This is a genomic window from Roseateles depolymerans (assembly GCF_003387155.1).
Taxonomy (GTDB): Bacteria; Pseudomonadota; Gammaproteobacteria; order Burkholderiales; family Burkholderiaceae_C; genus Roseateles; species Roseateles depolymerans.
This window is the reverse complement of the sequence record NZ_QUMT01000005.1, coordinates 179,951-194,484: the sequence shown is the minus strand read 5'-3', so window position 1 is coordinate 194,484 and position 14,534 is coordinate 179,951. Positions and strand designations below refer to the sequence as shown.

18 protein-coding genes, 1 pseudogene and 1 riboswitch are annotated in these 14,534 nt (G+C 65.6%); of the genes and pseudogenes, 14 read left to right on the top strand and 5 right to left on the bottom strand.

All coding sequences use genetic code 11. From position 1 onward, the window contains the following. Window positions 1–273: 273 nt before the first annotated feature. A riboswitch (cyclic di-GMP riboswitch) is annotated at window positions 274–349 on the bottom strand. Window positions 350–605: 256 nt separating this feature from the next. After that, window positions 606–1,196, top strand: coding sequence for a GNAT family N-acetyltransferase (locus DES44_RS21460; RefSeq protein WP_083525392.1), 591 nt, complete (start codon window positions 606–608; stop codon window positions 1,194–1,196). Between the two features lie 107 nt (window positions 1,197–1,303). On the opposite strand, the gene DES44_RS21455 is transcribed toward DES44_RS21460, so the two are convergent. After that, window positions 1,304–2,098 carry a Crp/Fnr family transcriptional regulator gene (locus tag DES44_RS21455; protein ID WP_083525393.1) on the bottom strand — a complete coding sequence of 265 codons (795 nt, stop codon included), beginning with the start codon at window positions 2,096–2,098 and terminating at the stop codon, window positions 1,304–1,306. A gap of 169 nt (window positions 2,099–2,267) precedes the next feature. On the opposite strand from DES44_RS21455, the gene DES44_RS21450 reads away from it, so the two are divergent. Beyond that, on the top strand, window positions 2,268–2,579 hold the full coding sequence (locus DES44_RS21450) for a hypothetical protein (RefSeq protein ID WP_058934160.1): 312 nt from the start codon (window positions 2,268–2,270) through the stop codon (window positions 2,577–2,579). Window positions 2,580–2,615: 36 nt separating this feature from the next. Here DES44_RS21450 and DES44_RS21445 read toward each other — a convergent pair whose 3' ends face one another. Continuing rightward, entirely contained in the window at window positions 2,616–3,344 is a 729-nt protein-coding gene (locus DES44_RS21445) for a hypothetical protein (protein WP_147307165.1), read from the bottom strand. Between the two features lie 270 nt (window positions 3,345–3,614). Between DES44_RS21445 and DES44_RS21440 the strand changes: the two genes are divergently transcribed. Beyond that, on the top strand, window positions 3,615–4,580 hold the full coding sequence (locus tag DES44_RS21440) for a tripartite tricarboxylate transporter substrate-binding protein (RefSeq protein WP_058934162.1): 966 nt from the start codon (window positions 3,615–3,617) through the stop codon (window positions 4,578–4,580). Window positions 4,581–4,761: 181 nt separating this feature from the next. Here DES44_RS21440 and DES44_RS21435 read toward each other — a convergent pair whose 3' ends face one another. The 3 genes from DES44_RS21435 to DES44_RS21425 all read right to left on the bottom strand — a co-directional run bounded on the left by DES44_RS21435 (window position 4,762) and on the right by DES44_RS21425 (window position 6,926). Next, complete coding sequence (locus tag DES44_RS21435; RefSeq protein ID WP_058934163.1) at window positions 4,762–5,145, bottom strand: VOC family protein; 384 nt, start codon at window positions 5,143–5,145, stop codon at window positions 4,762–4,764. A 24-nt stretch (window positions 5,146–5,169) separates the two neighbouring features. Further along, a complete protein-coding gene (dtd, locus tag DES44_RS21430) occupies window positions 5,170–5,607 on the bottom strand; it encodes a D-aminoacyl-tRNA deacylase (RefSeq protein ID WP_058934164.1) in 438 nt (145 codons plus the stop codon). Between the two features lie 323 nt (window positions 5,608–5,930). After that, on the bottom strand, window positions 5,931–6,926 hold the full coding sequence (locus DES44_RS21425; protein WP_083526005.1) for a cation diffusion facilitator family transporter: 996 nt from the start codon (window positions 6,924–6,926) through the stop codon (window positions 5,931–5,933). Between the two features lie 134 nt (window positions 6,927–7,060). Between DES44_RS21425 and argB the strand changes: the two genes are divergently transcribed. From argB to tatA, 11 genes and pseudogenes are all read left to right on the top strand, one after another. After that, the gene (gene argB, locus DES44_RS21420) at window positions 7,061–7,996 is read left to right on the top strand and encodes an acetylglutamate kinase (protein WP_058934165.1); all 936 of its coding nucleotides are present in this window, start codon (window positions 7,061–7,063) and stop codon (window positions 7,994–7,996) included. Window positions 7,997–8,172: 176 nt separating this feature from the next. Further along, window positions 8,173–8,829, top strand: coding sequence for a pyrimidine 5'-nucleotidase (locus DES44_RS21415; RefSeq protein WP_058934166.1), 657 nt, complete (start codon window positions 8,173–8,175; stop codon window positions 8,827–8,829). A gap of 438 nt (window positions 8,830–9,267) precedes the next feature. Beyond that, window positions 9,268–9,954: a response regulator gene (locus DES44_RS21410; protein ID WP_058934167.1), complete on the top strand. Its 687-nt coding sequence runs from the start codon at window positions 9,268–9,270 to the stop codon at window positions 9,952–9,954. Between the two features lie 145 nt (window positions 9,955–10,099). Continuing rightward, window positions 10,100–10,738, top strand: coding sequence for a nucleoid occlusion factor SlmA (gene slmA / locus DES44_RS21405; protein ID WP_058934168.1), 639 nt, complete (start codon window positions 10,100–10,102; stop codon window positions 10,736–10,738). A gap of 183 nt (window positions 10,739–10,921) precedes the next feature. After that, a pseudogene (locus tag DES44_RS21400) lies at window positions 10,922–11,788 on the top strand (ATP-binding protein); the annotation flags it as partial. A 160-nt stretch (window positions 11,789–11,948) separates the two neighbouring features. Then, a complete protein-coding gene (locus DES44_RS21395) occupies window positions 11,949–12,485 on the top strand; it encodes an NUDIX domain-containing protein (RefSeq protein WP_083525395.1) in 537 nt (178 codons plus the stop codon). Window positions 12,486–12,501: 16 nt separating this feature from the next. Next, window positions 12,502–12,894, top strand: a complete 393-nt coding sequence (gene hisI / locus DES44_RS21390) for a phosphoribosyl-AMP cyclohydrolase (RefSeq protein ID WP_058934170.1) — start codon at window positions 12,502–12,504, stop codon at window positions 12,892–12,894. A 3-nt stretch (window positions 12,895–12,897) separates the two neighbouring features. After that, entirely contained in the window at window positions 12,898–13,293 is a 396-nt protein-coding gene (locus DES44_RS21385; RefSeq protein ID WP_058934171.1) for a phosphoribosyl-ATP diphosphatase, read from the top strand. Between the two features lie 39 nt (window positions 13,294–13,332). Next, the gene (locus DES44_RS21380) at window positions 13,333–13,689 is read left to right on the top strand and encodes a DUF4870 family protein (protein WP_058934172.1); all 357 of its coding nucleotides are present in this window, start codon (window positions 13,333–13,335) and stop codon (window positions 13,687–13,689) included. A 97-nt stretch (window positions 13,690–13,786) separates the two neighbouring features. Continuing rightward, on the top strand, window positions 13,787–14,134 hold the full coding sequence (locus DES44_RS21375; RefSeq protein WP_058934173.1) for a histidine triad nucleotide-binding protein: 348 nt from the start codon (window positions 13,787–13,789) through the stop codon (window positions 14,132–14,134). Window positions 14,135–14,298: 164 nt separating this feature from the next. Continuing rightward, the gene (gene tatA / locus DES44_RS21370; RefSeq protein WP_058934174.1) at window positions 14,299–14,526 is read left to right on the top strand and encodes a Sec-independent protein translocase subunit TatA; all 228 of its coding nucleotides are present in this window, start codon (window positions 14,299–14,301) and stop codon (window positions 14,524–14,526) included. The last annotated feature ends 8 nt before the right edge of the window (window positions 14,527–14,534 follow it).

Sequence of the window (14,534 nt, the reverse complement as noted above, 5' to 3'; positions counted from 1 at the left end):
CACCGCCAGCGGCCGCCAACCACTAAGTCCGGCGGCAGGCAGGCGCGAGGGGGGGCTTGGCGGCCCAGGGCGCCATCAAGGCGGCGATGGAGATCGCCACCCCTGTGCCGGGGTCTGGACACCAAAAGAGTCGCCACCCCGAGGGGCGCGAGACGGAGGTCCGCGGTGCGGTCCGCTGTGTGCGTCGTTGCTTCATCCCTGCCTGCTTCTTGTTGGATCTCGGTCCAGGGCGGACCGGCAGGCGCGGCGATGCGGACGAACCGGCGTGACCGGTCCGGCAACCCCGCTATCTCAACCGAGACCGGAGGCTTTGCGTCGCCGGCTCACGCCGGTTTTGCCCTGATCAGTCGCCACTCGATGTCCGGAGCGGGCAGCGAGGGCTCGAGCGACTGATGTAGCCAACTGTATCCGACGGAAACATTTTGGATACACCTCCCCCCACGGGTGGTTGACCTGATGGCGCGGATTGCAGTACCGCGCTTGAAAGCGAAAGGCTGGACGCCTTGTTCGTTCGCATCGCGTCAAATGGCCTTGATTTAGAGTCGGCGAACCATCTCTTTTGCGGTGATGTGACAGTCGCGGCGCATAATTTAGGTACTTACCCTATGTTTATGCCGCATACCCCCTCTCCCGGCCTGGCATCGGACGTGCTCACGGCACGCCTGCGCTTGCGGGCCCCCGCCCCGGGTGACCTGCGCGCGCTGCACGATGCGCTGATGGACCCGGCCAATTTGCGCTTCGGCAACGAGTGCTCCGGTGCCGCAGCCCGCCTCGCCGGATGGCAGGCGTTGTGGGCCACTGACGGATTCGGTCCCTGGTCCGTCGAGCTGCGCGAGCATCCGGAGTGGGGCGCCATCGGCTTTGGGGGCCTCAGCCGGGCGCTGGTCACCGGCGTGCCGTCCCTGCTGTTGGAGTTCCACTTCCGCTCGGACTTCTGGGGCTGCGGTTACGCGGCCGAGATGTCGCTGGCGGCGTTGCGGATGGCCTTTCTGGAATTGAAGTCGGGAGAGGTGCAGTCGCTGTTGCCGCCCGGCAATGTGGCGGCGCGCAAGACGGTGGAGCGGCTCGGTCTTCGGCTGAAAGGCTCGGTGGCGGACCATCCCGGTGAAGCTGCCAGCCTGCTGTACGAGATCAACGTGGCGCAGTTCCAGGCGTGCCCGCCTGAGCAGCCGGAGCCGACGCCCTTCGGCGCTTGAGCTGATCCGCTTTCGCGGCTGAGACCTCGCCCATTGCCGCGCGCCGATCCCGGTTCGTGCGTGGGCCGATGCCTATTCGCGCTTGGGTCGGGCGCTGTGGGGGTCTCTCAGGCAGCGGCGATGTCGGGATACTGATGCAGGCGCTGCCAGTTCATCACCTGCACCCCGCCATACGCCACCTGGATGAGGCGTGATGTCTCCAGCCGGCCCAGCGCCTCATTCACCCGTTGGCGCGACAGCCCCACCAGTTGACCGAGTTCCTGCTGGGTGATGCGCAGCAGATCCCCGACGCCTGGATGAAGGCGAGGATGGGAGAGCGCCGCCAGATGGCGCGCGACGCGCAGGTCGGGGTCGCTGCGGCGTTCCATGTCGCGCAACGTGCTGAGTTGGGCCATCCGCTCATTCATCTGGTGCAGCAGATACTGGTTGAAAGCAAGACTGACGGCCAGCAGCGCATGGAAGTCTTCCAGCGACAGCGCGGCCACCTTGCTGCGACGCAGCGCCCGCAGGTCCTGGCGATACGGACCACGCCGCAGCAGCGTGTCCTCGCCGCACCAGCCGCCGGGCGCCACGCCGTGGAACCCGCTTGGTCGGGCGGTGCTGGTGCCGGCGGGCTTTGCGGCGCTGGTGGGCTCGCTGAGTTTCAAGAGTCCCTCGATGACGCCGAACCAGTAAGCGGCGGCCGGGCCGCTGGCACACAGCAATTCTCCCCCTTCCACCTCGGCCACCTGCAAGCCGGTGGCGACCTGTTGGCGCTCCGCGGGCAGCAGTCCTGCCATCCAGGGAATGGTCGCCAGCTCCGCGGGCGTGGCCGGCCTCGCGCGTTCGTGCACACAAGGGCGCGGCGCCACACTGGGCACGGGGCGGGCTTCGGCAGAGAAGGAGGTGTCAGAGACGGACATGGCGCGATCATCCTGCCGTTGGTTGACACCGTACGGACAGTCCCTTTTCGGGAAAATACGCCCCCGTGTTCACCCTAGGAATGTCGCGATTCATGGGAGGGCGCGTCAAATCCACACAGAGCGCGCGGCACGATGCTGACGACTCCCTCCCGGCTTGCTGGAGATTCCCATGACTGCCGATGCAGACAACGACCCCGGATCCTTCTTTGCACTCCCGCCCTTCAATGCTGAAACGGCCCTGGTGCAACTCAAGCGCGCGCTGCGGGACCAGCGCACGCTCAAGGAGCGGGGCGACAGCTTCAGCTTCGAAGGGCAGGACGTCCTGACGCTTGAGGCCCAGGGGGATCAACTGCTGGCACGGCTGGCCAAGCGGCCCGCGCGAAGCCCCGAGTGGGACAGCCGGGTCTGCCGAAATGCGGCCGATGTGCGCAAGCTGCAGGACGAGCTGAAACGCCGCCTGCTGCAGTGGCAGGACGATTGAGGGGCTTGAGGGCGCTGGTCCCGGCGCCGGGCTCTGTCAGGCCTGCGAGAGAGGCACGGCAGGGACGTGGCCGGTCAGACTGGCGATGGCTTCCAGCTCATCCAGTTGGCCATACAACCGGCTCCAATCGCGCTCTATGGCGGCCTCTTTGGCGTTTTTCAAGTGATTCAAGTAGGCCGCCTCCATCAAGTGGTGTCTCCCTTTGGGCGCGCCGGCGTCGGCGAAGGGTTTTACCAGTTCGAGGGCGCGGCAGCATTCCTCGACGCGGGACTTCAAAGTGCGGAGCGCTTCAAGGTCGCGGTCCCTCTCCAGCTTGAACGCACCCGCGTTGTGGTGCCTGGGGCCGAGGAGCGATAAAAATTCGGCCGCGCGGCGAAGAACGGGGGGCTCCACGGTCATGTGTTTGGCGAGTCGTTGCAACGTGCGCATGCTTTGCTCAAGCTGTCCGCGCGCATCCTCGCGGACCATTTTCGACACATGCGCGAGTTCGCTCATGAAGATGTTCAGCATCGCGCGGTCCTTCTGCGCAAGCTCGACATGTTTGGGCAGTAGTGGCGACGGTGGCTTGAAGGAACCGGTGTGGTGTGAGCGGTGCGTTCCGGCGGCAACGTCGTTCGACAGGGTTTGGTAGTCGCAGACAGCGTTGCAGTAGTCCATGATCTCCTGCTGCCGTTCCTTCCGCAGGCTGATCGACTTGGGATCTATTGTCTTGATGTGGGAGAGGATTTCATGCGCGAGAGACCGGTTGTCGATGATCGTATTCATCAGGCGACGGGTATCACGTGGGCTCAGAGACGGCTGGAACATCACCGGCTGGAGGTGAGCGTCATGGAGAGCCACAGGTGAATGTGCGATGCGGAAAGCGTACATGGGGAAGACGCCGAGGCGTCACGAATGAAGACGCCTCTGGGTGCCTCCCGCTGCACCGGCCGGTTCCGCCTGGCCCCGGCACGCGCTTACGTAGTTTCCGCTAGTCGCACGGGGGTCTGGTTCTTTAGCATTCCTGGCACCAAACACTCCTGATGGAAGACAGCCATGAAGAAGACTTTGCTCGCCTGCATCGCGGCGTTGAGCGTGGGCGCCGCCTGGGCCGACTACCCCGAGAAGCCGGTGACCATCGTCGTGCCGTTTGCCGCTGGTGGCCCGACCGACAAGGTGGCGCGTGACCTGGCAGAGGCCCTGCGCAAGCCGCTCAATGCCACCATCGTGATCGAGAACGTCGGCGGTGCCGGCGGCACGCTGGGTGCGACCAAGGTGTCCAAGGCATCGCCGGACGGCTACACGCTGCTGCTGCATCACATCGGCATGGCCACGTCCCCGTCGCTCTACCGCAACCTGCAGTACAAGACGCTGGACGACTTCGAGTACCTCGGCCTGATCAACGAAGTGCCGATGACCATCATCTCGCGCCCGACGCTGCCGGCGAACAGCTATGCCGAGCTGGCGAAGTGGATCGACGGCAACAAGGGCAAGATCAACCTGGCCAATGCGGGTCTGGGGTCAGCGTCGCATCTGTGCGGGCTGCTGTACCAGAGCACGCTGAAGACGGACATGACGACGGTGCCGTACAAGGGCACGGGCCCGGCGATGACGGACCTGATCGGCGGTCAGGTGGACATCATGTGCGACCAGACGACCAACACCACCAGCCAGATCGAGAGCGGCAAGGTGAAGGCCTTTGCCGTGACGACGCCCAAGCGGCTGGGCGGTGGGCTGGCGAAGCTGCCGACGCTGGAGGAAGCCGGTCTGAAGGGCTTCAACGTGACGATCTGGCACGGGCTGTACGCGCCCAAGGGCACGCCCAAGCCGGTGCTGGAAAAGATCAATGCCGCGTTGAAGACGGCGCTGAAGGACGCCGACTTCCACAAGCGCGAGGAAGCGCTGGGGGCGGTGATCGTGACGGATGCGCGGGTGAATCCGGCGGACCACAAGAAGTTTGTGGAGGCGGAGATCAACAAGTGGGGGCCGGTGATCAAGGCCGCCGGGCAGTACGCCGACTGATCGAGTGGGGAGGATCTGGCCGCGAGGAGCGGTCAGAGGCCCTGAAGGAAAAGCCCGCCAATTGGCGGGCTTTGTCGTTGTGGGTGGGGCCGATGGGGCCTGGCGCGGTGCATGGCCATCCATCGCGGTCCAGCGCGGTCCTGGGTGGACCAATAGGGGCGGTCCGGTCTGGTCCGGTGGATCAGGCCGGGGTGCGGCAGACCACCGCCAGTTTGTGGCCCTCCGGGTCGCGGAAGTAGGCGGCGTAGTAGTTGGGGCCATAGTGGTCGCGCAGGCCGGGGCGGCCTTCGTCGCGGCCGCCCGCCGCCAGTGCCGCCGCATGGACCTGGTCCACTTGCGCCCGCGTGGAGGCCGACAGCGCCAGCATGCTGCCGTTGCCGGCCGTGGCGTCCAGGCCGTCATAAGGCTGAACGACCCAGAGCTGGGTCTCGCCGCCAGCAGGACCGTAGCCGATCATTTCATCGTCGGCATAGGTGGCCGTGAGGCCCAGGGGGGCGAGTGTGGCATCGAAGAAGGCCTTGGCCTTGACGCGGTCGTTACTGCCGAGGGTGACGTAGCTGATCATGAGGGCAATCTCTTTCTGAAACGTTCACAGACGGATAGGGATGGTGACAGGGCCATCGTTGACGAGGCTGACTTTCATGTCGGCTCCGAATTCTCCGGTGGCCACGGTGGGATGCTGCTGGCGGGCGTAGGCGACAGCATGTTCGTAAAGCTCACGGCCGAGTGCAGCCGGCGCGGCACCCGTGAAGCTGGGACGGTTGCCGCTGGAGGTGTCGGCCGCGAGCGTGAATTGCGAGACGATGAGCAAGCCCCCCGCCGTGTCCTGCAGGCTGCGGTTCATCTTGCCCGCGTCGTCGCTGAAGACGCGCAGCTTGAGCACCTTCTGGATCAGCTTTTCCGCAGTGGCTGGGGTGTCTTGCGGTTCGGCGCACAGCAGCAGCAGGAAACCGGCATCAATGGCACCGGTGCAGCGGTCGCCAACATCCACTCGGGCTTGTTGGACGCGTTGGAGGAGGGCAATCATGGGTGTTCTTGGGGGCTGGGTTGGGGTGGGGGAAGAGGGCGTTCTTTGCAGGCGCGTCGGACGCCGCCGGGGCGGGGGGTATTTGCTCCATGTCATTCCTGTCCGGCTCCGCCGGCCATTCCCTTCTTTACTTCCGCAAATACCCCCCGCCCCGTCGGCGTCCTGCACCGTGCACCATCACGATCGGGCACCGAGGCGTGCAAAGGGTAAGCAGCAGCGTAGCGCTTCGGCCAGCGTCTGACTTGGAACTCCATCCAGGCTGGCAGGCCAATGGCCGCAACGACGTCCGTCTGGCCTGCGCCGACCACCTTCCCCATCAAGACCTAAGCCCCCGTCGATGGACCCAGGGCCTGACTTTTGTCCGCCGGCTCCTGCATGCGTGGAGTTGTCGGCGAGGCGTCAGAAGAGGTCGATTCGCTAACCGGTGTAGTGGGGGTGCGCTCCAGTTCGTCGAAACGCGTCTCGGCGTTGACCGGCAGCAACTGGATGCTGGCTCGCAGTCCGGGCAGCGCCTGCATCAGCGCTTGTTCCACTTCGCCCCGCAGTGCCGCGGCGCGGCCCAGGGTCCAGGGCGCGGGCACGTGCAGGTGCAGGTCGACGTATCGGCGCTGGCCCGCCATGCGTGTGGCCACATGGTCAAAGCGCAGGTCCGGGCCGGTGAAGCGCTGGAGCACGGCATGGATGGCTTGTTGGTCCTCCGAGGAGAGCGCCTGGTCCATGAGGCCGCCGGTGGAGCGCCACATGAGGTGCACCGCCTCGCGCAGGATGTTGAGCGCGACCAGCAGGGCCAGCAGCGGGTCGAGCCAGGTCCAGCCGGTGAAACGAACGCCCAGCAGGCCGATGACGACGCCGACCGAGGTCCAGACGTCGGTGAAGAGGTGGCGGGCATCGGCTTCCAGGGCGATGGAGCGATGCTCCCGCGACGCCTTGAGCATGGCCGAGGCCAGCACGCCATTGATGACGGTGCTGATCAGCGACAGGGCCAGGCCAATGTCCAGCGAGTCCAGGGGCTGGGGTGTGCGCAGACGGTCGATGGCCGTCCAGGCAATGCCGAGCGCCGCGACCAGGATGAGGGCCCCTTCGAAGGCGCTGGAGAAGTACTCGGCCTTGTGGTGGCCAAAGGGATGGTCCTCGTCGGGCGGGCGCCGGGCAATGGTGACCATGCCCAGGCCAAAGAGGGCGCCCGCCAGGTTGACGAGGGACTCCATGGCGTCGGAGAACAGGCTGACCGAACCCGTCCAGTGCCAGGCCGCCATCTTCAGGGCGATGGTCACCAGGGCGACCACGACCGATAGTTTCAAATAGTGCTGGACTTGCATGCCCGGCATTGTGCCGGTCCTACAATCCTGCGGAGTTTTGTCGGACTGCATCCCGCACCCGCCGAACCCCGCTGTCTGCTCCAAACACCTCGCTCCAACCTTTGGCTCCAAGCGTCTGCTGAGCATCCATCACCATGAAGCAAGATCCTTCCGCCCCCGCTACCGCCACCAGCCACGCCCAGGGCGACTTGAGCCACATCCCGCCGCGGGACAAGGCCGAGCTGCTGTCCCAAGCGCTGCCGTACATCCGCAAATATCACGGCAAAACGATCGTGATCAAGTACGGCGGCAACGCGATGACCGATCCGGCGCTGCAGCAGGATTTCGCCGAGGACGTGGTGCTGCTCAAGCTGGTGGGTCTGAATCCGGTGGTGGTGCACGGTGGCGGCCCGCAGATCGAGGACGCGCTGAACAAGCTGGGCAAGAAGGGTCACTTCATTCAGGGCATGCGCGTGACCGATGAAGAGACCATGAGCGTGGTGGAATGGGTGCTTGCCGGTGAGGTGCAGCAGGACATCGTGGGCCTGATCAACGTGGCCGGCGGCAAGGCCGTGGGCCTGACCGGTCGCGACGGCGGCATGATCCGCGCCAAGAAGCTGAAGATGGTCGACAAGGACGACCCGGCCAAGGAACACGACGTGGGCCAGGTGGGCGACATCGTGGCCATCGACCCGAGCGTGGTGAAGGCGTTGCAGGACGACCAGTTCATCCCCGTGATCAGCCCCATCGGCTTTGGTGAAAGCAACGAGAGCTACAACATCAATGCAGATGTGGTGGCGGGCAAGCTGGCGGAAGTGCTGAAGGCGGAAAAGCTGGTGCTGCTGACCAATACGCCGGGCGTGCTGGACAAGGCCGGCAATCTGCTGACGGACCTGTCGGCCCGCGAGATCGACGAGCTGTTTGCAGACGGCACGCTGTCCGGCGGCATGCTGCCCAAGATTGCCTCGGCCCTGGATGCCGCCCGCAGCGGCGTGAAGGCCGTGCACATCATCGACGGACGCGTGCCCCACGCCATGCTGCTGGAGATCCTCTCCGAGCAGGCCTACGGCACCATGATCAGGTCTCATTGACCCCCCCCCTACTGGCTTCGCCAGCCCCCCCAGGGGGGCGCCTCGGGGCCCGGCAAAGCCGGATCCCCAGAGTCCGCTGGAGGGTGCCCGGGCTGCGCCGGGCTTTAAGGCGGGAGGGGTTTGGGTTGTCGCTGCGCAGGGGAGGGTTGGCGGATCGTTGAGGGCAGAGGGGCGTGATGCGGGAACGGGTCTGGTTGTTTGATCTGGACGATACGCTGCACCACGCGTCGGCTGGCATCTTTGGGGAGCTGGGCGTGGCGATGAATGACTACATCGTCCGCCACCTGGGGGTGAGCAGCGATGAGGCCCAGGAGCTGCGGCGGCGGTATTGGCGACGGTATGGCGCTACGCTGCTGGGGCTGGTGCGGCATCACGCCATCGTGGGCTCTCACTTCCTCGATGAGACCCATGCGCTGCCTCGGTTGGAGGAAGGGCTGCGGGCCTCGGCGCCGGATGTGGCCTGGCTGCGCCGGCTTCAAGGGCGCAAGGTGCTTCTGACCAATGCGCCGGCGCGTTATGCGCGTCGCGTACTGCACGCCTTACAACTGCAGCAGACCTTTGATGAGGTCATCACGGTGGAAGAGATGCGCATCTTTGGCCACTGGCGGCCCAAGCCCGACGTGCGGATGTTTCGGCATGTGTGCGCTCGTCTCAAAGTCCATCCTTCCCAATGCATTTTGGTGGAGGACAGCCTCGCCAACCTCAAAGCCGCGCGCAGCCTGGGCATGCGCACGGTGTGGATGCGCGGCTGGGCTCCCACCGCATGCGCGCAGCGTCCTGCCATCGTGGACCGACGCGTCTCGCGCCTCCGCGACCTGAAGTCATGGCCATGAAAGCATCCGCGGCATGCTGCAGCGCATGTCACCGCGCCAACCTCCGCACGCCTGCTCTCTCCCCACCCCTCGGTGCAGGACATTGGGAGCCCAGGGGCCCTTTGCGGAAGTAAAGAAGGGAATGGCCGGCGGAGCCGGACAGGAATGACATGAAGCAAAGGGCCCCTGGGCTCCCAATGTCCGTGTCCACCGCTCCCAACCCACCCCCCCTGATTCGCGGGGCCGGCCGAACCTTCCACCCCCGAGCCCAGTGACGTTTAGAAACTCCTCGGGATCACCCCTTGCCCTTGACGCCTCCTCGAGGGAGACCCAGTCATTTCTACCAGCGCCACACACCGCGACCTGTCTTTGGTCACTCCACTCCAAGCTGGGGATTGCCGGTGTGTTGTGCTGACACACAGAATGTGCTGGGACGGCCTCTAAGCCGTGAGGGAATGCATGTCACTGTTCAGCGTCTTGATTGTCGAGGACCAACTTCGCTTCCGCGAAGGGTTTGCCCATGCGCTTGAGAAGGCGCCAGATATTCGGCTGGTCGGCATGGCCACCGACCTTCCGCAAGGCCGGAAGATGTTCGACCAAACGCGGCCGGATGTGCTGCTGGTCGACCTGGACCTGCCGGGCGGGTCTGGCATCGAGCTGATCCGTCATGCGGCGCATGTGGCGCCGGAATGCGAGGTCATGGTCATCTCGGTGTTTGGGGATGAGCAGCATGTGCTGTCCAGCATCGAAGCCGGTGCCACGGGTTATCTGCTCAAGGACTCCCTTGCCCTGGACCTGCCTGGCCAACTGCGCTCCCTGCGCGCGGGCGGCAGTCCCATCAGCCCGGTCATTGCCCGGCGCCTGCTGCTGCGCCTGGCTCCGCAGAATGGCCACAGCGGCCGCCCCTTCACCGACTCGGCCTCCATGCCCCTCGTGGATGAGCAGGTGGTGGCCCTTTCCGAACAGGAGTCCCGCGTGCTGCACCTGGCCGCCAAGGGCTTCACCTTTGATGAGATCGCCCAGTTCATGAATGTGTCGCCGCACACCATCATGACTTACGTCAAACGCACCTACCGCAAACTGCAGGTGCGCTCCAAGGTGGAAGCCATCTACGAGGCCCGCCGCCTCGGCTGGCTGCGCGACTGAGCGGGCCCGCGGCAGTTTTCCCAACCGTCGCGCCACAGACGTTCCAGCACCCACCCCCGGGCCACACGAACCGCCCGGGGCGCGATCATCACCGGGCAAGGGCAAAGCATGTGCCAGAATCCACGCACACGTTCCGGCCCCGCCTATGCACACCAGCCCCCCCGACACCACGGATCCCGCCGCGCCCAAAGCCGCCGAGTTGCCGCGCAAGCGCCTCAAGCCCGGGGAACGACGCGTCCAGATCCTTCAAACCCTGGCCAGCATGCTGGAACAGCCCGGCGCGGAACGGGTCACCACCGCCGCCCTGGCCGCACGCCTGGAGGTCAGCGAGGCCGCGCTCTATCGCCATTTCGCCAGCAAGGCGCAAATGTTCGAAGGGCTCATCGAATTCATCGAGTCCAGCATTTTCTCGCTGCTCAACCAGATCGCCGAACGCGAACCCTCCGGCCTGGCCCAAGCCCAGCGCATCGTGGCCGTGCTGCTGCAGTTCGGCGAACGCAATCCCGGCATGGCCCGTGTCATGGTCGGCGACGCGCTCGTCTACGAGAACGAACGACTGGTTGCCCGCATGAACCAGTTCTTCGACAAGGTCGAATCCGCCCTGCGCCAGGCGCTGCGCTCCGCCGCCGAAGCATCGGGCTCCAGCACCCCCACCGTCGAAGCCCAGGCCCAGGCCTCGGTGCTGGTGAGCTTCATCATCGGCCGCTTGCAGCGTTATGCCCGCTCCGGCTTCAAGCGCCTGCCCACCGAGCAACTCGAAGCCGCCATGCGGATGCTGGCCTGACGCAACTTCCGATTCGCTGGCGCCAGGGGCTGGCCCGATTGGCTGCCCCGAATGGCAGTCAGGATTGGCTGCCCCGATTGGTAGTCCCGATTGCCTGCCTCATTCAATGGCAGACTGTCAGCCTCAGTGGCTGCCAGACGATCTGCCAGTCCCGCTCCCAGAGCCGCTTCCCGAGCCGCTTCCATGTCCGACGCCTTTGATGCCCTGCTGCAGCGCGCCGACGCGCTGCTGAGCCGCCTGGAGGCGGTGCTCCCGCAACCGCTGACCGCGCCGGACTGGTCCGCCGCTGTCGCCTTCCGCTACCGCAAGCGCGGCGCCAGCGCCCGCCTGGAACCGGTGCGGCACCTCTCCAGCATCCAGCTGACAGACCTCAAGGAAGTGGAGCCGCAAAAGGAACGGCTGCTGCGCAACACCCGGCAGTTCGTCGCCGGCCAGCCCGCCAACAATGTGCTGCTCACCGGCGCCCGCGGCACCGGCAAGAGCTCGCTCATCAAGGCCTGCCTGAATGAATTCGCCTCGCAGGGCCTGCGGCTGATCGAGGTCGACAAATCCGACCTGGTGGACCTGCCCGAGCTGGCCGACCTGGTCGCTGACCGGCCGGAACGCTTCGTCATCTTCTGCGACGACCTCTCCTTCGACGAAGGCGAGGCCGGCTACAAGGCCCTCAAGTCGATGCTCGACGGCTCCATCGCCGCGGCCACTGACAACCTGCTGATCTACGCCACCAGCAACCGCCGCCATCTGCTGCCCGAGCAGATGAAGGACAACCTGGCCTACACCCATGGCGAGCGCGACGGCAACGTGGAGGTGCACCCCGGCGAGGCGGTGGAGGAAAAGATCTCCCTGTCCGAGCGTTTTGGCCTGTGGATCAGCTTCTACAGCTTCAGCCAGCAGGAATACCTGACCATCGTCGGCCAGTGGCTGCAGCACTTCGGACTCAGCCCGGCCCAGATCGAGGCGGCCCGTCAGTCCGCGCTGGTGTGGGCGCTGGAGCGCGGCTCCCGCTCGGGCCGGGTGGCCTATCAGTTTGCCCGGGACCTGGCGGGGCGCGGCGTGACCGACGATGCAGGCGTGCCGCTGGCGGCTGGTGCTGCCGCCACGTCCACCCCTTCAGCCACGTCGTCCGCACCGTCAGCAGCCTCCGCAGGCCATCGGACAGGCGCCCCATCCGGTCACGATCCCGATCTCGACGCCCCTCAGGGCCTGGACCATGTCTGACGTATCTCCCGCTCCCGCGCTCGTTTCTGCGCCCGCCTCGGCACCTGTTTCTGCGCCTGCTTCGGCACCCGCGCCCGCTGCGCCCTGGCCCGAAGACCGCATCCCCGTGGATGTCGCCGTGGGCGTGCTGGTGCGCCGCACCCCGGACGGCCAGGAAGGCGAATTCCTGCTGACCTCCCGCCCCGAAGGCAAGGTCTACGCCGGCTATTGGGAATACCCCGGCGGCAAGCTGGAGCAGGGGGAGACCGTCGAGCAGGCCCTGCGCCGGGAACTGCAGGAAGAACTGGGCATCACCATCGGCCCGGCCCACCCCTGGAAAGTGGAGATGATGGACTACCCCCACGCCCGGGTGCGCCTGCATTTCTGCAAGGTGTTCGACTGGGAGGGCGAGTTCGAGATGCGCGAGCAGCAGGCCATGGCCTGGCAGACCCTGCCGGTGCAGGTGCAGCCGGTGCTGCCGGGCACCATCCCCGTGCTGCGATGGTTCGCCGAAGAGCGGGGCCACACCGGCCCCACCCACGTCGGCTGAGGGCTACACTGCCGCCATGGAATGGCTCGATCAGATCAAGTGGGACGCCGATGGCCTGGTCCCCGTCATCGCGCAGGAGCAGGGCTCCGGCGATGTGCTCATGTTTGCCTGGATGAACCGCGAAGCCGTGGCCCGTACCGCCGAGCTCGGCCAGGCGGTGTACTGGAGCCGCTCGCGCCGCAAGCTCTGGCACAAGGGCGAGGAGTCCGGCCATGTGCAGCAGGTGCACAGCATCCGCATGGACTGCGACAACGACGTGCTGCTGCTCACCATCACCCAGCACGGGCATGAGCCCGGCATCGCCTGCCACACCGGCCGGCACAGCTGCTTCTTCCAGCGCCTGGACAACGGCCGCTGGACTTCGGTGGAGCCGGTCCTCAAGGACCCGGCCCACATCTACAAGAGTTGAGACATGAGTGCCCACCCGCCCCTGACCGGCCCGGATGTGCTGGCCCACCTCGGTGAGGTGGTGGCGCAGCGCCGGGATGAAGGCGAACCCGACAAGAGCTATGTGGCCAAGCTGTTTTCCAAGGGCCTGGACCACATCCTGAAAAAGGTGGGAGAAGAAGCCACCGAAGTGGTGCTGGCCGCCAAGGACGGCGACCCGCAGAAACTGGTCTACGAAGTGGCAGACCTGTGGTTCCATTCCATCGTGGCCCTGGCGGCCTTGAAGGTGGAACCGGGCCAGGTGCTGGCCGAGCTGGCGCGGCGCGAAGGGCTCTCCGGTCTGGAGGAGTTCGCCGCCCGGTCGCGGCCGCAGGCCACGCCCCAGCCCGCCACCGACACGGCCCCCCCACCGTCCGCCTGAATTCCATTCACGACCACTGACACCCAGGGAGAGCGCACGATGAACGAAGAACTGAGCCTGAATCCGACGCCCGCTGACCGGCTGGCCAATCTGAAGCAGCTGACGATGATCACGTACATCCTGTACGCGCTGAGCTTCTTCACCGGCCTCACCGGCATCATCGCGATCATCATCAACTACGTGAAGCGCGAGGAGACCGAGGGCACGATCTACGCCAGCCACTTCACCTGGCAGATCCGCACCTTCTGGTGGAGCCTGCTGTGGGCCGTGCTGGGCATTGCGCTGCTCATCGTGGGCATCGGCTTCGTGGTGCTGGCGGTGGACACGGTCTGGGTGATCTACCGGCTGGTCAAGGGCATCCTGAACTGGAACGACAACAAGCCGATGCCGGTTTGAGCGGGAATGCGGCTGCGGCTGCGGCTGCGGCTGCGGCTGCGTTTAACGCCCCGATTTCCGAACTTTCAACGCCTGATTTCCCGAACCTCAGCACACCATGAGCCACGATCCCAACTGCATCTTCTGCAAGATCGTCGCGGGCCAGATCCCGTCGAAGAAGGTCTACGAAGACGAAGAGTTGCTGGTCTTCCACGACATCCATCCGTGGGCGCCGGTCCATGTGCTCCTGATTCCCAAGCTGCACATCGCCAGCATGGTGGACCTGCAGCCCGAACATGCCGCGCTCATGGGCCGCATGACGGTGCTGGTACCCCAGTTGATGAAGCAGCTGGGCGTGACCAACGGCTTCCGCACCGTGGTGAACACGGGTTCGGATGGCGGGCAGGAAGTGTTCCATCTGCACATGCATGCCATGGGCGGTCCGCGCCCCTGGGCCAAGGGCTGAACAGGCCCTGGGTGATGCGAACTCACGCCGCACGGCTGCCGCGGGGGTGCTGATCTCTCCCGGCCGGGGCATAAGTCGCTCATGCTGGAAGGGCTTGAAGGCCCGGCGCCGTGTTCATGTCACGCGGGGCCACTAGAATTTCGATATCCACTCTGGAGAATGTCATGGGTAGTATGAGCATCTGGCACTGGCTGATCGTGCTGGTGGTCGTCATCGCAGTGTTCGGCACCAAGAAGCTGCGCAATGTGGGCGGCGACCTGGGCGCTGCGGTCAAGGGTTTCAAGGACGGCATGAAGGACGGCGGCAGCGATACGCCGCCCCAACAAGTGGCCAACGCCCACAAGGCCGCCGACCCCAACACGGTGGACGTTGACGCCAAGACCCGCAACTGAGCGTCCGC